Here is a 19,705-nt window from a genome sequence, read left to right as displayed (position 1 = left end):
ACGCGAAGGGTGCGGCATGGGCGCGATCTTGCGAGTTGCGCGGCGACATTGGATGTGGGTGGTGCTGGTTGTGGTCATCGCCACCGTCGGATTCACGGTGGCCCGGTTGCAGGGCATGTTCGGGTCGGACAACCGGATCACCGCCCGCAGCGTCGAGTCGCTGGACAACACCACCTACAACCCGAAGCGGGTGACGTTCGAGGTGTTCGGCGCACCCGGCGCCACCGCGACCATCAACTTCCTCGACGAGCAAGCCCAGCCGCAGCGCGTCGACAATGCCGTGCTGCCATGGTCACGGGAACTGACCACCAATGACCCGACGATGTTCGCCGACCTGCGCGCACACGGCGGCGGCTCCATCGGCTGCCGGATCACCGTCGACGGCGTCGTCAAGGACGAACGCAGTGTCGACGCGGAGAGCGGCTACATCGCCTGCCTGGACAAAGCCGCATGAGCGACACCACCGACGCCACCACCACCGACGACGTCCACCGGTCCCGCCCGGCGCGAACCGTCCGCGCGCTGGCCGTCCCGATCCTGCTGTTCTGGGTGGCCGTCGCCGCGCTGACGAACGCCCTTGGGCCGCAACTGGAAATTGTCGGCTACGAGCGATCGGTGTCGATGAACTCGCCGGATTCGCCGTCTCGGCAGGCGATGCTGCACATCGGCCAGGTGTTCGGCGAATTCGACTCCGACAGTTCGGCGATGATCGTGCTGGAGGGCGACGACGCATTGGGCGCCGACGCGCACGCCTACTACGACAAGCTGGTGAGGCGGCTGCGGGCCGACACCGAGCACGTTCAGCACGTGCAGGACTTCTGGGGCGACCCGTTGACCGCCGGCGGATCGCAGAGCAAGGACGGCAAGGCCGCCTACGTCCAGATCTACCTGGTCGGCGATATGGGGCAGGCGCGGGCGAACAAATCCGTCGAGGCGGTGCGTCACATCGTCGCCGACGAGCAGGCCCCGCCCGGCGTGCGGGCTTACGTCACCGGCGCCGCGCCGCTGCTGACCGACCAGTTCGACGTCGGCAGCGAGGGCACCGACAAGGTCACCATGCTGACCTTCGGCGTCATCTCGCTGATGCTGTTCCTGGTCTACCGCTCGGTGCTCACCACCGCGCTGATGATGGTCGTGGTGCTGGTCGAGGTCGCCGCCGCCCGCGGCGTGGTCGCGACGCTGGCCAACAGCGGCATCATCGGGCTGTCCACCTACTCCACGAACCTGCTCACCCTGCTGGTCATCGCCGCCGGCACCGACTGGGCCATCTTCCTGGTCGGCCGCTATCAGGAAACCCGCAACACCGGGCGCGACCGTGAGCACTCCTACTACGGGATGTTCAGCGGCACCGCGCACGTCATCGTCGGATCCGGGCTGACCATCGCCGGCGCCGTGCTCTGCCTGAGTTTCGCCCGGCTGCCCTACTTCCAAAGCCTGGGCCTGCCGGCGGCCCTCGGTGTGCTGGTCACGCTGGCCGCCGCGCTGACGCTGGGCCCGGCGATGATCACCATCGCCGGCCGGTTCGGCTGGCTGGATCCCAAGCGCGCCACCAAGACCCGCGGCTGGCGACGGATCGGCACCTCCATCGCGCGGTGGCCCGGACCGATCTTCGTGGTGTCCTGCCTGGTCGCGCTCATCGGCCTGCTGTCGCTGTCGGGCTACCGGACCAACTACGACGTGCGGCCCTACATGCCGGCCTGGGCCCCGGCCAATGTGGGATACCAAGCGGCGGAACGGCATTTCTCGGCGTCGCGGCTCAACCCAGAGTTGCTGATGATCGAGACGGACCGCGATATGCGCAATCCGGCCGACATGATCCTGCTCGAACGGGTGGCCAAATCGGTGCTGCACACCCGCGGAATCGCGTTGGTGCAGTCGATCACCCGCCCGCTGGGCACGCCCATCACGCACTCGTCGATCCCATTCCTACTCAGCGCGCAATCCGCCGGCCAGGTGATGAATCTCAGCGCGCAGCAGGAACAGTCGGCGAACATGCTGAGCCAGGCCGGGGAGATCTCCAAGAGCATCGAGACGCTGCGACAGCAGCTGGCCCTGCAGACCAAGAGCGCCGAGGCCACCGACGCGCAGGTGCAGGCCTTCCACGAGACCGTGAAAACAGTGGACGGCCTGCGCGACAAGCTCGCCGACTTCGACGACTTCCTGCGCCCGATCCGCAACTACTTCTACTGGGAGCCGCACTGCTTCGACATCCCGGTGTGCGCGGCCATGCGGTCGGTGTTCGACGCGCTCGACGGCATCTCGGACCTGTCGGAGAAGTTCAGCGCGGTGACCGCGAGCCTGGACCAGCTCAACGAACTGCAGCCGCAGCTGTTGGCGCTGCTAACGCCGCAGATCGAAACCCAGCAGCGCAATCTCGAACTCACCATGAGCAACTACGCGCTGACCAACGGCATGACCGACCAGGCCGGCGAGTCACTGCAGACCGCCACCGCGCTCGGCAAGGCGTTCGACGAGGCCAAGAACGACGACTCGTTCTACCTGCCGCCGGAGGCGTTCGAGAATCCGGCGTTCCAGCGGGGGTTGAAGCTGTTCCTCTCCCCGGATGGCCACGCGGCCCGGATGATCATCACCCACGAGGGGGATCCCGCCACCCCCGAAGGCATCGAACACGTGGACGCGATCAAGGAGGCCGCGTTCGACGCGATCAAGGCCACCCCGCTGGCCGACGCCAAGGTGTACGTGGCCGGCACCGCGGCGATGTACAAGGACATCGCCGACGGCGCGCGCTACGACCTGATGATCTCCGCGCTGTCCGCGCTGGCGCTGATCCTGCTGGTGATGATGTTCATCACCCGGAGCCTGGTGGCTGCGCTGGTCATCGTCGGGACGGTGGTGCTGTCCCTGGGGGCGTCGTTCGGTCTGTCGGTGTTGTTGTGGCAGCACATCTTTGGCATCAACCTGTACTGGATTGTGCAGGCGCTGGCGATCATCCTGCTGCTGGCAGTCGGCGCGGACTACAACCTGCTGCTGATCTCCCGGTTCCGCGAGGAAGTGCACGCCGGGCTCAAGACCGGGATCATCCGGGCGATGGGCGGCACCGGCGCCGTCGTGACCGCGGCCGGTCTGGTGTTCGCGGTGACCATGGCCGCGTTCATCGTCAGCGATCTGCGGGTGCTCGGGCAGATCGGCACGACGATCGGGCTGGGGCTGATGTTCGACACCCTGATCGTCCGGTCTTTCATGACGCCGTCGACGGCGGCATTGTTGGGCCGCTGGTTCTGGTGGCCGCAGAACATCCGGCCGCGCCCGGCAAGCGAGATGCTGCGCCCGTACGGGCCCCGCACCGCGGTGCGCGAACTACTGGGCCGCCCGGCGAATTAGCGCAGCACGCGGTGCAGGAAGGTGTAGGTCAGCGCGGCCTTGAACGCCGCCTGCGAGTTGTCCGCCGCCCCGGCGTGGCCACCCTCGATGTTCTCGTAGTAGCGCACCGAATGTCCGGCCGCCTCCAGTGCGGCGGTCATCTTGCGGGCGTGTCCCGGATGTACCCGGTCATCACGGGTGGACGTCGTCATCAGCAGCGCCGGGTAGTGCGCGTCCGCCGAAATGTTCTGGTACGGCGAGTATTCGGAGATGAACGCCCAGTCCTCCGGGTTGTCCGGATCGCCGTACTCGGCCATCCAGGACGCCCCGGCCAGCAGCTTGTGATAGCGACGCATGTCCAGCAACGGCACGCTGCAGACCAGCGCGCCGAACAACTGCGGGTAGCGGGTCAGCATGATGCCCATCAGCAGTCCGCCGTTGGAGCCGCCCTGGGCGCCGAGCCGATCGACGGTGGTGATGCCGCGGTCCACCAGGTCGGTTGCCACCGCGGCGAAGTCCTCGGCCACCAGATGCCGGCCCTCGCGAGTGGCCTGGGTATGCCAGGCCGGGCCGTACTCGCCGCCGCCGCGGATGTTGGCCAGCACATAGGTTCCGCCTCGGGACAGCCACAGCCGGCCCAGCACCCCGCCGTACCCCGGCAGCGAGGAATGCTCGAACCCGCCGTACCCGCCCAGCAGGGCTTTGCCCGGCCCGCTGGAATCACGGTGTCCGACAACGAAGTACGGGATCCGGGTGCCGTCGGCGGAGGTCGCGAAGTGTTGCGCCACGCTCAACCCGGCCGCGTCGAACATCTCCGGGGCACTCTTGACCTGGCTCAACTCGCCGTGCACCGATCCGCACAGCAATCGTGAGGACCGGTCGAATCCACTGGAGTCCAGGAAGATCTCGTCACCGAGGGTGTCGGCGGCCACCACAACGGTGGTGGTGTTTGGCTCCAGTCCGTCGACGTCGCGGCGCTCCCAGGTGCCGGGTGTCACGATCTGCACTCGGCTCGTCACATCGCACAGGGTGACCAGCACCAGCCGGTCCTTGGTCCAGGCGAAACTGTCCAGGAAGGTGTGTTCGTCGGGGGTGAACACCACATCGAGGTGATCGACTGCGCCGGAGACGAATTCGTCGTAGTCGGCGGCCAAGAGCGATCCGGCCGGATAGCTGTGCTCGCCGATCAGCCACTCAGTGCGCGGCCGGATCAGCAGCCAATTGCGGTGCAACGAGATCGACGCGTCGGTGGGCACGTCGATGCGGATCAACTCGTTGTCGTGGGTCAGTTCGTAGCGCTCGCGGTTGTGGAAATCCAGCGACCGGACCACCAGGGTGCGCTCGAAGCCGGGCGTGCGGTCCACTCCGGCGCCCACGCTGACGTCGGTGTGCGCGCCGCTGAACACCGTCTCGGCCTGCTCCAGCGGCTGGCCGCGCCGCCAGCGCTTGACGATCCGCGGATACCCGGAGTCGGTCAGCGAACCCGGACCGAAATCGGTGCCGATCAGCACGGTGTCCTCGTCGGCCCACCCGACATCGGTCTTGGCCTCCGGAACGACGAAGCCCTGGTCGTTGAATGTGCGGGTGGCCATGTCGAATTCGCGGACCACCACCGCGTCGGCGCCGCCGCGGGACAGGCACACCAAGGCCCGTGTCAGCTCGGGCTCGATGACCGCGGCGCCGGCCCACACCCAGTTCTCGTCCTCGGCGGCGGCCAACGCGTCGAGGTCGAGGATGACGTCCCAGTCCGGGTTTTCGGTGCGATAGGACTCCAGGGTGGTGCGGCGCCACAGGCCGCGCGGATTGGCGGCGTCACGCCAGAAGTTGTAGAGCAGCTCACCGCGGCGGCGGACGTAGGGAATGCGCGCGTCGGTGTCGAGCACCTCCAACGCCTCGGCGCGGAACTGTTCGAACTCGTCGTCGCAGAATTCCGTCAGCGTCGGCTCGTTGTGGGCGCGCACCCAGTCCAGCGCGGCCTCACCGGTGACGTCCTCCAGCCACAGGTGCGGATCGACGGGTTCGGCGGGGGTGCTCGGTTCGGCCATTCGGCCATTGTGGCCGATGGTGATCGCACTAGGCTCGGCAGTGTCGACTGTGGTGGAGGTGATGGGTCAGATGTCCGAACCGATCCCGCGGGTGTTGGTCACCCGCCCCGCCGCCGACCTGCTAGAGACGCTGATCGCGCGACACGGGCCGGTGATGTTCCACCAGTCCGGCGGCTGCTGCGACGGGTCCTCGCCGATGTGTTACCCGGACGGGGAGTTCCTGGTCGGCAGCCGCGACGTGCTGCTGGGCGTGCTGGGCGTCGGCGACGGGACGCCGGTGTGGATCTCCGGTCCGCAGTTCGAGGCGTGGAAGCACACCCAGCTGGTCATCGACGTGGTGCCCGGGCGCGGCAGTGGTTTCAGCCTGGAATCCCCGGAGGGACTGCGGTTTCTGTCCCGCGGCCGGGCCTATGCCGACGACGAGTTGGCTGTGTTGGGAGGTGATCCGCCGCTGACCGGACGGGACTGGGACGCCGGGGCGCGGCCGTCGTCGCCGCCTGCGGCGATCGTCGCGGAGGCCGCCGACGCCTGCCCGACGCCGGCGGGGCGCGCCGCGCGGCTCCCCGGCTAGCGAGGAAACCCGACGTATTGTCGGAGGCATGATTCCGCTGCCGCGGGCGCCCATCCTGACTGCTGTGATGCTGGTCGGCGTCACCGTCGGGATCCTGTGCGGGGTGCTGGGAATGTTGTTGGTGACCACGCCGATCCGGCCCGACCTGGCGATGGGCCTGGTGCTCGGCGTCCCGTCGGGGATCGGGATTCTCGCCGTGCTGGTGTCCGGGCGGCGCTGGGTGACCGGCGCCGGCGCGTTCCTGCTGTCGGTGGCGCCCGGGTGGTTCGCGGTGATGGTGCTCGCCCAGGTGGTGCACGGTGCCTGAGAAGCCCGAGGACGAGCTGGACGGTGGGTCTAGCGTCGACACCGCCGCGCCCGAGACCGGAACGCCGGCAAACGGCGCAACCGCCGAAGGCAAACCGTCCCGCAAACCCGTCGACATCGACGAGATGCCTTACACCGAGCCGCATCACGCGCCGATCTTCGACACCGGGCCGCATCCGCAGCCGCTGGGCACGGATGAAGAGGCGCTGAACGCGCCCGTCCCGGCCGAGGCGGTCGAAGACGAGCCGGGCGAGCGCAAGGACCGCTCCGGCGACAGTGGGGACCTGACCCCGGACGCCGACAGCGCGCCTGTCGCCACCGCCTGGGCCTTCTCCGACGAGGAGTTGGTCTGGCGCGCCCCCGACCCCGAGCCAGTGCCGGCAGACGTCGAACCGGACGCCGGCGGGGTTGCGCCGGGCCCCTTCGGAGCTCGTTCCTCGCGCCTCGAACCCGGCGGCGCGCTGGGCAACCCGCACGTGCACACCGAGAACCTGAGCATCACCGACCTGGACGCCGAGCGGCTCTCTGCCGACCCGGACGACCAGTCCGACGACGTCGGCGATGAACACCACGACGAACACCACGAGGAGCATCACGGGCCCCGGCACGCGATGCCCAAGAGTCGCAGCCGCAAGGTGTCACCCGCGCTGCCGGTGGTGGTCCCGGGCGCCTATCAGAGTGTCCGGCTGTGGCAGTTCCTCCTGGTGCTGGCCGGGGTGTGGGTGCTGGCCGCCGGGATCGGTCTGGGCCTGTTCCAGTGGTGGCACTCCGCGCTGGACAAGACCTGGACCGAGTTCGCCACCTTCGGGTTCGTGGCGGTCTCGACGCTGGCCGCGCTGCTGGTGTCGTTGGCCGATCAGCGGCGGCCGCTGTTGCCCGGGCTGGCGATCGCGCTGATGTCCGCCCCGTTCGCGGCCGGACTGGGAGCGCTGGCGCTGTACGGGTCCTACGCGTTCGGTTGGATCACGCCGTAACGTCGCTGAACCGTCGTGACTTTCCCCTGCCGGTATCCCGACCGAGCCGATAGGGTTGGCGACGTGACTCACTATGACGTTGTCGTGCTCGGAGCAGGCCCCGGCGGCTATGTCGCCGCCATTCGCGCAGCCCAACTCGGGCTCAAAACCGCGATCGTCGAACCCAAGTACTGGGGCGGGGTGTGTCTGAACGTCGGGTGCATCCCGAGCAAGGCGCTGCTGCGCAACGCCGAACTGGCGCACATCTTCCACAAGGAGGCCAAGACCTTCGGCATCAGCGGTGAGGTGAGCTTCGACTTCGGCGCCGCCTTCGACCGTAGCCGCAAGGTGTCCGAGGGACGCACCGCCGGCGTGCACTACCTGATGAAGAAGAACGGCATCACCGAGATCCACGGCTACGGCCGCTTCGCCGACGCCAACACCCTCAACGTCGAACTGAACGACGGGGGATCGGAGACCGTCACCTTCGACCACGCCATCATCGCCACCGGCAGCAGCACCCGGCTGGTGCCGGGCACGTCGCTGAGCGAGAACGTCGTCACCTACGAGAAGCAGATCCTGACCCGCGAGCTGCCGGGCTCCATCGTCATCGCCGGCGCCGGCGCGATCGGCATGGAATTCGCGTACGTGCTCAAGAATTACGGCGTCGACGTCACCATCGTCGAGTTCCTGCCCCGCGCGCTGCCCAACGAGGACGCCGAGGTTTCCAAGGAGATCGAGAAGCAGTACAAGAAGCTTGGCGTCAAGATCCTCACCGGCACCAAGGTGGAGTCCATCCAAGATGAGGGCGCCGACGGGTCCGTCATTGTCACCATCAGCAAGGACGGCAAGACCGAGGGACTGCGCGCCGACAAGGTGCTGCAGGCCATCGGGTTCGCGCCCAACGTCGAGGGCTACGGGCTGGATAAGGCCGGCGTCGAGCTGACCGAGCGCGGCGCGATCGCCATCGATGACCGGATGCGCACCAATGTGCCGAGCATCTACGCCATCGGCGATGTCACCGCCAAGCTGCAGCTCGCGCACGTCGCCGAGGCCCAGGCCGTCGTCGCCGCCGAGACCATCGCCGACGCGGAGACCATGACCCTCGGCGACTACCGGATGATGCCGCGGGCGACGTTCTGCCAGCCGCAGGTGGCCAGCTTCGGGCTCACCGAGGAGCAGGCCAAGGCCGAGGGCTACGACGTGGTGGTGGCAAAGTTCCCCTTCACCGCCAACGGCAAGGCGCACGGCCTGGCCGACCCGACCGGCTTCGTGAAGCTGATCGCAGACAAGAAGCACCTGGAGCTGATCGGCGGGCACCTCATCGGACCCGATGTTTCCGAACTGCTGCCGGAGCTGACGCTGGCGCAGAAGTGGGACCTGACCGCCGTCGAATGCGCCCGCAACGTGCACACCCACCCGACCCTGTCCGAAGCCCTGCAGGAGTGCTTCCACGGGCTGGCCGGGCACATGATCAACTTCTGACCCCGTACACGACTGAGCGCTCGCCGGGACCCATTCCGGCGAGCGCTCGGCTTTGTGCGGACGTCAGCTTTCAGTCGGCGAAGTCCAGCGGGATCCGCAGCGTGTTCATGCTGGCCGACAGGCCGTCGTACTGGGCGGCCAGCATGCAGAACTCGATCTGCTGACGACGGTCCAGGTGTCGGGCCAGCTCGGCCCACGTCTCATCGGAGACCCCGCGGTTGAGCACGAACTCGTCGGTGGCCCGCAGCAGCGCGCGCTGCCGGTCGGTCAGCCCGGCGGCGTCCGGGCCGGCGAAGATCTTCTCCTGCGTTTCGGCGTCCACGCCGCGGGAGCGGGCCAGCCGGCGGTGCTGCTGCAGCTCGTACTCGCACTCGCGGATGTGCCCGACCCGCAGGATGACGGTCTCGGCGTCCTGGCGGGACAGCCGGCCCCAGTACAGCAGCACCCCGGAGAACGGCAGCCAGCTCCAGAACAGCAGGCTGTGCCGACTGAGCACGTTGAACAGCCGGAACTCAGGCGCGCGAATACCGCGGGCGCCGAGACGGCAGATGGCCCAGTTGATCGGCCCCACGCTGCGCAGGTCACTGTCGGACGGGAAGCGGGCGGGCTGCAGTTCGCTCATGGGGGCAGTCTGGCACAGGCGAGGCTCCCTACGGCCGGACCAGGTACGGCGACACCGTGGACCGGTGCGCGTCCAGATCCAGCGCGCGGCCCAGCGCGGGGAAGGCCCGCTGCGCGCAATTGTCGCGCTCACACACCCGGCAACCCGCCCCGATCGGGGTTGCGACGTCGCCGGAGAGGTCCAGGCCCTCGGAGTACACCAGCCGGTGGGCGTGCCGGATCTCGCAGCCCAGCCCGATGGCGAACGTCTTGCCGGGCTGGCCGTATCGGGAGGCGCGGCGCTCGATGGTGCGGGCCACCCACATGTAATTGCGGCCGTCGGGCATCTGCGCGATCTGCACCAGGATCTTCCCCGGGTTGGCGAAGGTCTCGTAGACGTTCCACAGCGGGCAGGTGCCGCCGGCCGAGGAGAAGTGGAAGCCGGTCGCCGATTGCCGCTTGCTCATATTGCCGGCCCGATCCACCCGGACGAAGGAGAACGGCACGCCGCGCATCGAGGGGCGTTGCAGGGTGGACAGTCGGTGGCAGATGGTCTCGTAGGAGACCTGATAGAACGCGGAGAGCCGCTCGACGTCGTAGCGGAAGTTCTCCGCCACGTCGTGGAACTGGCGGTAGGGCAGCAGCGTCGCGGCGGCGAAATAGTTGGCCAGCCCGAGCCGGGCCAGCGTGCGCGATTCGTCGCTGGTGAACCCGCCGTCGGCCACCAGGGTGTCGATCAGTTGGCCGTGTTCCAGATACGCCAGCTCGGTCGCGAGTTTGAACACCTGCTGCCCGGCCGAGAGGTTGCCGTTGATCTCCAACGTCCGGGTGTCCGGGTCGTAGCGGTGCAGCAGGTTGTCGCCCAAGTCGATACGCCGGGTGATCAGCACCCCGTGCACCTCCGAGAGCCGCCGGGCCAGGTCGCCGGCCAGGTCGCCGCGGTGCATCCGCATCCGGTTGGTGAGGTCCTCGGCGGCTGTGTCGAGCTCGTGCAGATAGTTCTGCCGCTGATAGAAGTAGTCCCGCACCTCCTCGTGCGGCATGGTGATGGCCCCGCTGCCGCTGCCGTCGTTGAACCGGTCCTCGGTGGCCGCGGCCAGCTGCGCGGTGGTGATCCGGTAGCGCCGGTGCAGATTGACCATGGCCTTGGCCAGCGACGGATGCGCGGCGACCAGATCGGCGATCTCGGAGACGTCGACGTCCACGCCGAGATCGCGGTCCAGGGTGGCCTCGCGCAGTTCGGCGACCAGCCGGGTGTCGTCCTCGGAGGCGAAGAAGGTCGCGTCGACGCCGAACGCCTCGGTGATGCGCAGCAGCACCGGCACGGTCAACGGGCGGACGTCGTGCTCGATCTGGTTGAGGTAGCTCGGTGAGATCTGCAGCCGCTGGGCCAACGCGGCCTGGCTGTAGCCGCGTTCGTTGCGGAGTTGTCGTACCCGCGCGCCGACGAACGTCTTGGACACCGAGTCAGCGTACGCGCGCGGTTAAGGCCGGTTCGCAAAGGTGCCAATGCCGGCCGTCGACGGCGGCTGGCATGATCGGCTGCGTGCAGAACAACGCCGCCGGCACGACCGGCCTCGCCAAGCAACTCATGCCGGTGCCGGATCCGCATCCCGACGTGTTCGACCGGCAATGGCCGCTGCGGGTCGGCGACATCGACCGCACCGGACGGCTCCGGTTCGACGCCGCCGCGCGGCACATCCAGGACCTGGGCTCCGACCAGCTGCGGGAACTCGGCTACGAGGCCACCCACCCGCTGTGGATCGTCCGGCGCACCATGATCGACCTGATCGCGCCGATCGAGTTCGGCGACATGCTGCGGCTGCGGCGGTGGTGTTCGGGGACGTCGAACCGGTGGTGCGAGATGCGGGTGCGCATCGACGGCCGCAAGGGTGGACTGGTGGAGTCCGAGGCGTTCTGGCTCAACATCAATCGGGAAACCCAGGGGCCGTCCCGGATCTCCGACGACTTCCTGGCCGGGCTGCGCCGCACCACGTCGGTGGACCGGCTGCGCTGGAAGGCCTACTTGAGCCCGGGCGCGCGCGCCGACGCCGTCGACGTCCGGACCTACCCGGTGCGGGTGACCGACATCGACCTGTTCGACCACATGAACAACGCCCAGTACTGGGGCGTGATCGAGGATTACCTGGACGAGCATCCCGAGCTGCTGGCGAAGCCGCTGCGGGTGACCATCGAGCACGACGCGCCGGTGGCGCTGGGTGATCGGCTGGAGATCGTCAGCCACGTGTACCCGCCGGGCAGCACCGACCGGTTCGGACCGGAGCTGACGGATCGGACTGTAATAACCCTCACATATGCCGTCGGCGACGAGGTGAAGGCCGTCGCGGCGCTGTTCAATCTCTAACAGTACGTCTGTCCTGTTTTTCTCCCGTTGACCTGCGCAGACTTGTTACTTACGGGTTACTTCTGAACCGGTAAAGCGTAGGCCGATCTTCGCAAACTTAGCTAGATCGTCTGCGGCTTGGCGAAAATTGGCAATGGCATGGGGTGGACCTGCGCATATGCGGCATGGCACCCTCATAGGAGCGCATCAGCGACGTTGCGGCGGTGTTAGCAAGCCGGTGATCCCGGAGACGCCAAGGCGACGTGCAGCCAAGCAAGCATCGCGAGTTGAAGGAGTCCCCTGTGTCCACTGTCGGCACCCCCAAGTCCCCCGAGGCCATCCAGCACGACTGGGATACCAATCCCCGCTGGAAGGGCGTCACCCGCACCTACACCCCCGCCGACGTCGTCGCCCTGCAGGGCACCGTCGTTGAGGAGCACACCCTGGCCCGCCGCGGCGCCGAGGTGCTCTGGGAGCAGCTGCACAACATGGATTTCGTCAACTCGCTTGGCGCGCTGACCGGCAACATGGCCGTCCAGCAGGTCCGTGCCGGCCTGAAGGCCATCTACCTGTCCGGGTGGCAGGTCGCCGGTGACGCCAACCTGTCCGGCCACACCTACCCCGACCAGAGCCTGTACCCGGCGAACTCGGTGCCGCAGGTCGTGCGCCGGATCAACAACGCGCTGCTGCGCGCCGACGAGATCGCCAAGGTCGAGGGCGACACCTCGGTCGAGAACTGGCTGGCCCCGATCGTCGCCGACGGCGAAGCCGGCTTCGGTGGCGCGCTGAACGTCTACGAGCTGCAGAAGGCCATGATCGCCGCCGGTGTCGCCGGTTCGCACTGGGAAGACCAGCTCGCCTCGGAGAAGAAGTGCGGCCACCTCGGTGGCAAGGTGCTGATCCCGACCCAGCAGCACATCCGCACCCTGACCTCGGCCCGCCTGGCCGCCGACGTGGCCGACGTCCCGACCGTGGTCATCGCCCGCACCGACGCCGAGGCCGCCACCCTGATCACCTCCGATGTGGACGAGCGCGATCAGCCGTTCATCACCGGTGAGCGGACCAAGGAAGGCTTCTTCCGCGTGCAGAACGGCCTGGAGCCGTGCATCGCCCGCGCCAAGGCCTACGCCCCGTACTCCGACCTGATCTGGATGGAGACCGGCACCCCGGACCTGGAGCTGGCCAAGAAGTTCGCCGAGGGCGTCAAGAGCGAGTTCCCGGACCAGATGCTGGCCTACAACTGCTCGCCGTCGTTCAACTGGAAGCAGCACCTGGACGACGACACCATCGCCAAGTTCCAGCGCGAGCTGGGCGCGATGGGCTTCAAGTTCCAGTTCATCACGCTGGCCGGCTTCCACGCCCTCAACTACTCGATGTTCGACCTGGCCTACGGCTACGCCCGCGAGCAGATGAAGGCCTACGTCGAACTGCAGGAGCGCGAGTTCGCCGCCGAGGAGCGCGGTTACACCGCCACCAAGCACCAGCGTGAGGTTGGCGCCGGTTACTTCGACAAGATCGCCACCACGGTCGATCCGACGAGCTCGACCACCGCGCTGGCCGGCTCCACCGAAGAAGGCCAGTTCCACTAAGAATTCAATGCATCAGGCCCCGCCCGGCCCGTTCTGGGCGGGGCCTGTCGCATAGCTCCCCACCTGCGGAAAGAAGTGACAGCATGACAACCAAACCGATTGAACGCGTCGGCGTCGTGGGCGCCGGCCAGATGGGCGCCGGCATCGCCGAGGTGTGTGCCCGGTCTGGCGTCAACGTCAAGGTGTTCGAGACCACCGACGCGCTGGTGGCCGGCGGCCGCGCCCGGATCACCAAGTCCCTGGAACGCGGGGTCAGCGCCGGCAAGATCACCGAGCGGGAGCGCGACCGGGCCCTCGACGGCCTGTCGTTCACCACCGATCTGGCCGACTTCGCCGACCGCGACCTGGTCATCGAGGCCGTCATCGAGGACGAGAACGTCAAGGCCGCGATCTTCGCCCGCCTCGACGAGGTCATCACCGACCCGGAGGCCGTGCTGGCGTCGAACACCTCCAGCATCCCGATCATGAAGATCGCCGCCGCCACCAAGAACCCGTCCCGGGTCATCGGCCTGCACTTCTTCAACCCGGTTCCGGTGCTGCCGCTGGTCGAGCTGGTCTCCAGCCTGGCCACCGGCGACGACGCCGCGGCTCGCGCCGAGGAGTTCGCCGGCAACGTGCTGGGCAAACAGGTGGTGCGCTGCGGGGATCGCGCCGGCTTCGTCGTCAACGCGTTGCTGCTGCCCTACCTGCTGTCGGCCATCCGGATGGTCGAGGCGGGCTTCGCCACCGTCGAGGACATCGACACCGCCGTCGTCGCCGGACTCTCGCACCCGATGGGGCCGCTGCGGCTGTCCGACCTGGTGGGCCTGGACACCGTGAAAATGATCGCCGACAAGCTCTACGACGAGTTCAAGGAACCGCACTACGGATCGCCCCCGCTGCTGGAGCGTATGGTCGAGGCGGGGATGCTCGGCAAGAAGTCCGGCCAGGGCTTCTACAGCTACGGCTGATCCGCACAGGTGGGTTGACCTGGGGAAATTGGTTTCTCCGGGGAGCTCAATTAAGGTGACCTGGATCGCAATCGGTCCGTTTTCCCGTTCTGAGTTAGGTGTGTGAATGTCAAAGGTCGAGTCGGATCTCACTCCGTACTACGAGGAATCCCAGGGGATCTACGACGTCTCCGACGAGTTCTTTGCCCTGTTCCTCGATCCGACCATGGGTTACACGTGCGGCTACTACGAGCGCGACGACATGAACCTCGAAGAGTCGCAGACCGCCAAGTTCGACCTTGCCCTGGGCAAGCTGAACCTGGAGCCCGGCATGACCCTGCTGGACATCGGCTGTGGCTGGGGCGGGGCGCTGCGGCGTGCCGTGGAGAAGTACGACGTCAACGTCATCGGCATCACCCTGAGCAAGAACCAGGCCGCCTACAGCCAGAAGCTGATGGCCAGCCTGGACAGCTCGCGTAGCCGTGAGGTGCTGCTGTGCGGCTGGGAGGAGTTCGACCGCCCGGTCGACCGCATCGTGAGCATCGGCGCGTTCGAGGCGTTCAAGGCCGAGCGCTACCCGGCGTTCTTCGCCAAGGCCTACAGCCTGCTGCCGTCGGACGGCCGGATGCTGCTGCACACCATCCTGGCCCACACCCAGGCGTTCTTCCGGGAGAACGGGATCAAGCTGACGATCAGCGATCTGAAGTTCATGAAGTTCATCGGCGAGGTGATCTTCCCCGGTGGTCAGCTGCCGTCGGTGGAGAACATCGAGCAACTGGCCGTCGACAGCGGCTTCAACCTCACCCAGATCCAGCTGCTGCAGCCGCACTACGCCCGCACCCTGGACATGTGGGCGGCGAACCTGGAAGCCCGCAAGGACGAGGCGATCGCCATGCAGGGCGAGGAGATCTACGACCGGTACATGCACTACCTGACCGGCTGCGCCGATTTCTTCCGCCGTGGCATCACCAACGTCGGCCAGTTCACCCTGGTCAAGGGCAGCTAACTAGGCCTGCTCTACCCGGGCCCGCTCGGCCTCGACATCGAAATCGGCGGGTGGCCAGCTCAGGTCCATCGCGCGCAGGGCTTCGATCAACAGCTCGGTGACGGCCAGCCGGCTGTACCACTTGCGGTCACACGGCACCACGTGCCACGGGGCGTAGTCCGTGTTGGTCTTGTCCAGCACCGCCTGGTACGCCTCCTGGTACTGCGGCCACAGCTTGCGCTCGTCCAGATCGCCCGGGTTGTACTTCCAGTACTTGTCCGGGCGTTCCAGTCGGGCGGCCAGCCGCTGCTTCTGCTCCTCGGGTGAGACGAACATCGCCACCTTGACGATCGTCGTCCCGGCGTCGACGAGTTCCTTCTCGAAGGCGTTGATCTCGTCGTAACGGGCGCCCCAGACCTCCGGGGCGACCAGATTGCGCACCCGGACCACCAGCACGTCCTCGTAGTGGGATCGGTCGAACACCCCGATGTGGCCGGCCGGCGGCAGCGCGTTGCGGATCCGCCACAGGTAGTGATGCGCGCGCTCCTCGGCGGTCGGGACCCCGAAGCTGGTGTACCGCACGCCCATCGGGTTGGCCGCGCCCACCACGTGCCCGACGATGCCGCCCTTGCCCGCGGTGTCCATGCCCTGCAGCACCAGCAGCACTGATCGGTGGTCGCCGGCGGTCTTGCCGTTGGCGTAGAGCATCTCCTGCAGGTCGGCGAAGACGGCGTTGCGCTCTGCCTGCAACGCGGGGGCGTCGGCCTTGTCGCCGCGGAAGCCCGGCGTCGCGCCGGCGTCGATGTCGGTCACCCGGTTGCCGGGGCGGAAGGCGAGCACGGAGCTCGGGTGGTGGGTCCACAGGTCGGGAAGCTCTGCCATGGGGCCCACCCTAGGCCCGTCGGTCAGTCCCGGCGGGTGAGATGCGGCGGCAACGGCGGCGACGGGTGCGGGCTGTTGCGGAACACCTCCAGCGATCCGCCGACCTCGACGATGCCGCACAGCGCGTTCCACCCCAGCATAGTCAGGTAGTCGATCAGCTCGTCGGAGCTCATCCGGGGGTTCGACATCCAGGAGTGGGTGGCCAGCTGCACCCCGCCGACGATCATGTAGGACCACGGCCCCACCCCGGCGGTGTTCATGCCGACCTTCGCCATTCGCTGGCGGAACATCACCGCCAGCATCCCGGCGATGATCCGTTCGCTGTCGGCGATCACCTTGTTTTTGCTGGGGGAGTTGTTCGAGAAGACAAACGGGTAGACCTCCGGTTCGGAGGCGACGGTTTCCACGTACACCCGGATGCACTCCCGCGCCAGGTCGTAATCGTCGAGATCCTGGGCCAGCGCGGCGGCCATGTTCGGGATCAGGGTGGTCTGCGCGAACCGCATCATCACCGCGGTGGTGAGATCGGATTTGTCCACGAAGTAGCGGTACAGAACGGCCTTCGAAACGCCGATTTCAGCAGCTATATCGTCCATGCTGACATCGCGCCCGCGGCGGCGGACCGCGTCCAGCGCTCCGTCCACCAGTTCATTGCGACGATCGACCTTGTGTTGCCGCCAGCGCCGTTTGCGACCATCCACCTTGGCCGCGGGGGGCGGTGTCTGAGGGACCACAGTAAGGGCATTCCGTTCGTGTTGACTGCTTCGATTCTACGGCGTGAACCGAGCCACCGGGCCGGGCGCCGGGGTGAGGATTACCACCAGTCACAGTAACTGACTCGGAAGGGTTCTCGGCGAGGTCGCCACCGGGACAAGCTCGGTATGGCCCATGATGGTGAGGTGACGCAGACGCAAACGCGCGGGTCCTTCACCGACAACCTGGCCGAATCGTTCGCCGGCGCCGACGTGGACGCCGACGCGCAGCGCCGCGCGTCGCTGCGCCGGATGAAGCTCGTCGCGCTCAGTTTCCTGATCGGCGCGACGGTGATCTTCCTGGCCTGCACCTGGGCGCAGAAGGGCGGCGACGCGCCCGGCTGGGTGGGCTACCTACGGGCCGCGGCCGAGGCCGGCATGGTCGGCGCGCTGGCCGACTGGTTCGCCGTCACCGCGCTGTTCAAGCATCCGCTGGGCCTGCCGATCCCGCACACCGCCATCATCCGGCGCAAGAAGGATCAGCTCGGCGAGGGGCTGGGCACCTTCGTTCGGGAGAACTTCCTGTCGCCGGAGGTCGTCGAGAACAAGGTGCGCGACGCCGACATCCCGGCCCGGTTGGGGGACTGGCTGATCGACCCGGCGCACGCGATGCGGGTGGCCGACGAGACCGCCACCGTCGTCCGGGTGACCGTGGAGCTGCTCAACGACGAGGACGTCCAGCAGGTCATCGACAAGATGATCGTGCGGCGGGTCGCCGAGCCGCAGTGGGGGCCGCCGATCGGGCGGGTGCTGGAGACGCTGCTGACCGAAAGCCGGCAGGAGGCGCTACTGCAGCTGCTGGCCGACCGGGCTTTCGAGTGGGCGCTCAACGCCGGGGACACCATCGAGCGGGTGGTCACCCGGGATTCCCCGACCTGGACCCCGCGGTTCGTCGACCAGTTGGTCGGTGACCGGATCCACCGGGAGTTGATGGATTTCACCGACAAGGTGCGCCGCAACCCCGACCACGAGCTACGCCGCTCGGCGACCCGGTTCCTGTTCGAGTTCGCCAGCGACCTGCAGAACGATCCGCGCACCATCGCCAAGGCCGACGCCGTGAAGGACGAGCTGATGGCCCGCGACGAGGTGACCCGCGCCGCCGAGACGGCCTGGAAGCGGCTGAAGAACCTGCTGCTCGACGGCGCCGACGATCCCGACGGCACCTTCCGGCAGCGGATGGCCACCACGGTGGAGCAGATCGGCCAGCAACTGCAGACCGATCCGGAGCTGCGCGCCAAGGTGGAGAACTGGATCGTCCGCGGCGCCAAGCATCTGGTGGCCCGGTACGGGGTGGAGATCACCTCGATCATCACCGAGACCATCGAGCGCTGGGACGCCGACGACGCCAGCCGGCGGATCGAATTGCACGTCGGGCGGGACCTGCAGTTCATCCGGATCAACGGCACCGTGGTGGGCGCCCTGGCGGGCCTGGTGATCTACACAGTGGCGCAGATCATATTCTGACCTGCGCTTGCTAGCGCTTGCAATTGCTAGCGCACTCGTGTAGCGTTCATGTTACTGATCAGTACGAAACTGGTTCGGAACGCGAAACGAGAGGAGGCCGGCATGTCTCAGGACGAGAACATCGCCACCGTCGTCACCCAAACGGCCTCCGATATCGGCGCCTACATCAAGTCTCAGCGCGAGGCCGCCCAGGTCTCCATCCGGCAGCTGGCCGCGCGCGCCGGGGTCAGCAACCCCTACCTCAGCCAGATCGAGCGCGGGTTGCGCAAGCCGTCGGCCGAGGTGCTCGGGCAGATTGCCAAGGCGCTGACCTTGTCCGCCGAGGTGCTCTATGTCCGTGCCGGCATCCTGGAACCGGGTGAGAGCAGCCAGGTGCGCGACGCCGTGATCAACGATCAGGCGATCACCGACCAGCAGAAGCGGGCGCTGCTCGACATCTACGCGTCCTTCCTGCACCAGAACGAGAGCGTCCAGCGCGCCGCCGCTCCGGCGGAAGTGACCCAGCCGCTGGACACCCCCGCCCCGCAGGCCGCCGCGGCCCCGCAACCGCCGGTCCCCGCCGACGCGCCTGCCCCGCAAGATTTTCCGGCCCCGGCGCCGGGATCGACGACCGGTGAGGAGTCCAGCACTGGCTGAATCCGATTGTCCCGCAAGCAACACCCATCGTTAACAACCAGAGCAAACCCATTGGAAGAGGGAGAGAAAAATGGCTGAGAACACCACTGTTGAAGAACTGAAGGCCCCGCTGCTGGCCGCCGTCGGCGCTGCCGATCTGGCCCTGGCGACCGTCAACGAGATCGTCGCGACCCTGCGTGAGCGTGCCGGCGAGGCCCGCACCGACGCCACCGCGCGCCGCGAAGAGGCCCGCGACCGGATCACCAAGCTGCAGGGCGACATCGCCAAGCTGCAGGAAGAACTGCCGAGCCAGGTGGGCGAGCTTCGCGAGAAGCTGACCGCCGACGAGCTCCGCAAGATCGCCGAGGGCTACGCCGAGTCGGCCCAGGCCACCTACAGCAAGCTGGTCGAGCGCGGCGAGGCCGCACTGGAGCGGCTGCGCAACCAGCCCGCGCTGGAGGACGTTGCCGGTAAGGCCGAGGGGTATGTCGATCAGGCCGTGGAGCTGACCCAGGAGGCGCTGGGCAACGTCGCGTCGCAGACCCGCGCGGTCGGCGAGCGTGCCGCCAAGCTGGTCGGCGTCGAGCTGCCCAAGAAGACCGACGAGGCCGTCGCCAAGGCTGAGGTCAAGGTCTCCGAGGCCGCCACCGCGGTGAAGAAGGCCCCGGCCAAGAAGGCTCCGGCGAAGAAGGCCGCCCCGGCCAAGACCGCCACCGCCGCCAAGAAGGCCCCGGTGAAGAAGGCCACCCCGGCCAAGAAGGTCACCCAGAAGTAAATCAAGTTCCAAGACCCGACCGGGTCGGCCGCACCGGCCGACCCGGTCGGCGTTTTTTCTGGCGACGGATAGGCTGGCGGAGTGCATCT

Annotated in this window: 18 protein-coding genes; 13 read left to right on the top strand and 5 right to left on the bottom strand. The window is 67.6% G+C overall.

All coding sequences use genetic code 11. The features are described 5' to 3' along the window. The first annotated feature begins 16 nt into the window (after positions 1-16). On the top strand, positions 17-454 hold the full coding sequence (locus tag L2Z93_RS17120) for an MmpS family transport accessory protein (RefSeq protein WP_090588636.1): 438 nt from the start codon (positions 17-19) through the stop codon (positions 452-454). Continuing rightward, positions 451-3,342: an MMPL/RND family transporter gene (locus L2Z93_RS17115; protein ID WP_090588635.1), complete on the top strand. Its 2,892-nt coding sequence runs from the start codon at positions 451-453 to the stop codon at positions 3,340-3,342. Before L2Z93_RS17120 ends, L2Z93_RS17115 begins: the two co-directional genes overlap by 4 nt. On the opposite strand, the gene L2Z93_RS17110 is transcribed toward L2Z93_RS17115, so the two are convergent. After that, positions 3,339-5,366, bottom strand: a complete 2,028-nt coding sequence (locus tag L2Z93_RS17110) for a prolyl oligopeptidase family serine peptidase (RefSeq protein ID WP_090588634.1) — start codon at positions 5,364-5,366, stop codon at positions 3,339-3,341. The genes L2Z93_RS17115 and L2Z93_RS17110 overlap by 4 nt on opposite strands. A gap of 70 nt (positions 5,367-5,436) precedes the next feature. Between L2Z93_RS17110 and L2Z93_RS17105 the strand changes: the two genes are divergently transcribed. From L2Z93_RS17105 to lpdA, 4 genes are all read left to right on the top strand, one after another. Next, complete coding sequence (locus L2Z93_RS17105) at positions 5,437-5,937, top strand: DUF779 domain-containing protein (protein ID WP_090588905.1); 501 nt, start codon at positions 5,437-5,439, stop codon at positions 5,935-5,937. A gap of 28 nt (positions 5,938-5,965) precedes the next feature. Next, positions 5,966-6,244: a putative holin gene (locus tag L2Z93_RS17100; RefSeq protein WP_090588633.1), complete on the top strand. Its 279-nt coding sequence runs from the start codon at positions 5,966-5,968 to the stop codon at positions 6,242-6,244. Then, complete coding sequence (locus tag L2Z93_RS17095) at positions 6,237-7,217, top strand: hypothetical protein (RefSeq protein WP_234786098.1); 981 nt, start codon at positions 6,237-6,239, stop codon at positions 7,215-7,217. The genes L2Z93_RS17100 and L2Z93_RS17095 overlap by 8 nt, the downstream gene beginning before the upstream one ends. A gap of 63 nt (positions 7,218-7,280) precedes the next feature. Further along, positions 7,281-8,681 (top strand): dihydrolipoyl dehydrogenase, encoded by a 1,401-nt coding sequence (lpdA, locus tag L2Z93_RS17090; RefSeq protein ID WP_090588632.1) that lies wholly within the window; start codon positions 7,281-7,283, stop codon positions 8,679-8,681. A gap of 70 nt (positions 8,682-8,751) precedes the next feature. Here lpdA and L2Z93_RS17085 read toward each other — a convergent pair whose 3' ends face one another. After that, positions 8,752-9,303 carry a carboxymuconolactone decarboxylase family protein gene (locus tag L2Z93_RS17085; RefSeq protein WP_090588631.1) on the bottom strand — a complete coding sequence of 184 codons (552 nt, stop codon included), beginning with the start codon at positions 9,301-9,303 and terminating at the stop codon, positions 8,752-8,754. A gap of 28 nt (positions 9,304-9,331) precedes the next feature. Further along, the gene (gene ramB, locus L2Z93_RS17080) at positions 9,332-10,744 is read right to left on the bottom strand and encodes an acetate metabolism transcriptional regulator RamB (protein WP_090588630.1); all 1,413 of its coding nucleotides are present in this window, start codon (positions 10,742-10,744) and stop codon (positions 9,332-9,334) included. 71 nt (positions 10,745-10,815) lie between these two features. Here ramB and L2Z93_RS17075 point away from each other — a divergent pair, with 71 nt between their 5' ends. The 4 genes from L2Z93_RS17075 (at position 10,816) to L2Z93_RS17060 (ending at position 15,149) form a co-directional block, all read left to right on the top strand. Further along, positions 10,816-11,646, top strand: a complete 831-nt coding sequence (locus tag L2Z93_RS17075; protein WP_090588629.1) for an acyl-[acyl-carrier-protein] thioesterase — start codon at positions 10,816-10,818, stop codon at positions 11,644-11,646. A 281-nt stretch (positions 11,647-11,927) separates the two neighbouring features. Beyond that, positions 11,928-13,214, top strand: coding sequence for an isocitrate lyase (aceA, locus tag L2Z93_RS17070; RefSeq protein ID WP_090588628.1), 1,287 nt, complete (start codon positions 11,928-11,930; stop codon positions 13,212-13,214). 83 nt (positions 13,215-13,297) lie between these two features. Then, a complete protein-coding gene (locus L2Z93_RS17065) occupies positions 13,298-14,164 on the top strand; it encodes a 3-hydroxybutyryl-CoA dehydrogenase (protein ID WP_090588627.1) in 867 nt (288 codons plus the stop codon). 106 nt (positions 14,165-14,270) lie between these two features. Beyond that, a complete protein-coding gene (locus L2Z93_RS17060; protein ID WP_090588626.1) occupies positions 14,271-15,149 on the top strand; it encodes a cyclopropane mycolic acid synthase family methyltransferase in 879 nt (292 codons plus the stop codon). Here the strand turns inward: L2Z93_RS17060 and L2Z93_RS17055 are convergent, their stop codons facing one another. Both L2Z93_RS17055 and L2Z93_RS17050 read right to left on the bottom strand, forming a co-directional pair. Further along, on the bottom strand, positions 15,150-16,010 hold the full coding sequence (locus L2Z93_RS17055) for a PPK2 family polyphosphate kinase (RefSeq protein ID WP_090588625.1): 861 nt from the start codon (positions 16,008-16,010) through the stop codon (positions 15,150-15,152). A 23-nt stretch (positions 16,011-16,033) separates the two neighbouring features. Beyond that, on the bottom strand, positions 16,034-16,744 hold the full coding sequence (locus tag L2Z93_RS17050) for a TetR/AcrR family transcriptional regulator (protein WP_090588624.1): 711 nt from the start codon (positions 16,742-16,744) through the stop codon (positions 16,034-16,036). Between the two features lie 147 nt (positions 16,745-16,891). On the opposite strand from L2Z93_RS17050, the gene L2Z93_RS17045 reads away from it, so the two are divergent. From L2Z93_RS17045 to L2Z93_RS17035, 3 genes are all read left to right on the top strand, one after another. Beyond that, positions 16,892-18,226 (top strand): DUF445 domain-containing protein, encoded by a 1,335-nt coding sequence (locus tag L2Z93_RS17045; RefSeq protein ID WP_090588623.1) that lies wholly within the window; start codon positions 16,892-16,894, stop codon positions 18,224-18,226. A gap of 102 nt (positions 18,227-18,328) precedes the next feature. After that, on the top strand, positions 18,329-18,862 hold the full coding sequence (locus L2Z93_RS17040) for a helix-turn-helix domain-containing protein (protein WP_202971869.1): 534 nt from the start codon (positions 18,329-18,331) through the stop codon (positions 18,860-18,862). Between the two features lie 70 nt (positions 18,863-18,932). Next, positions 18,933-19,616, top strand: a complete 684-nt coding sequence (locus L2Z93_RS17035) for a heparin-binding hemagglutinin (protein ID WP_090588622.1) — start codon at positions 18,933-18,935, stop codon at positions 19,614-19,616. Positions 19,617-19,705: the final 89 nt, after the last annotated feature.

The organism is Mycolicibacterium brumae (assembly GCF_025215495.1).
In the GTDB taxonomy this organism is placed as follows: domain Bacteria; phylum Actinomycetota; class Actinomycetes; order Mycobacteriales; family Mycobacteriaceae; genus Mycobacterium; species Mycobacterium brumae.
This window is presented reverse-complemented; position numbering and strand designations above follow the sequence as displayed.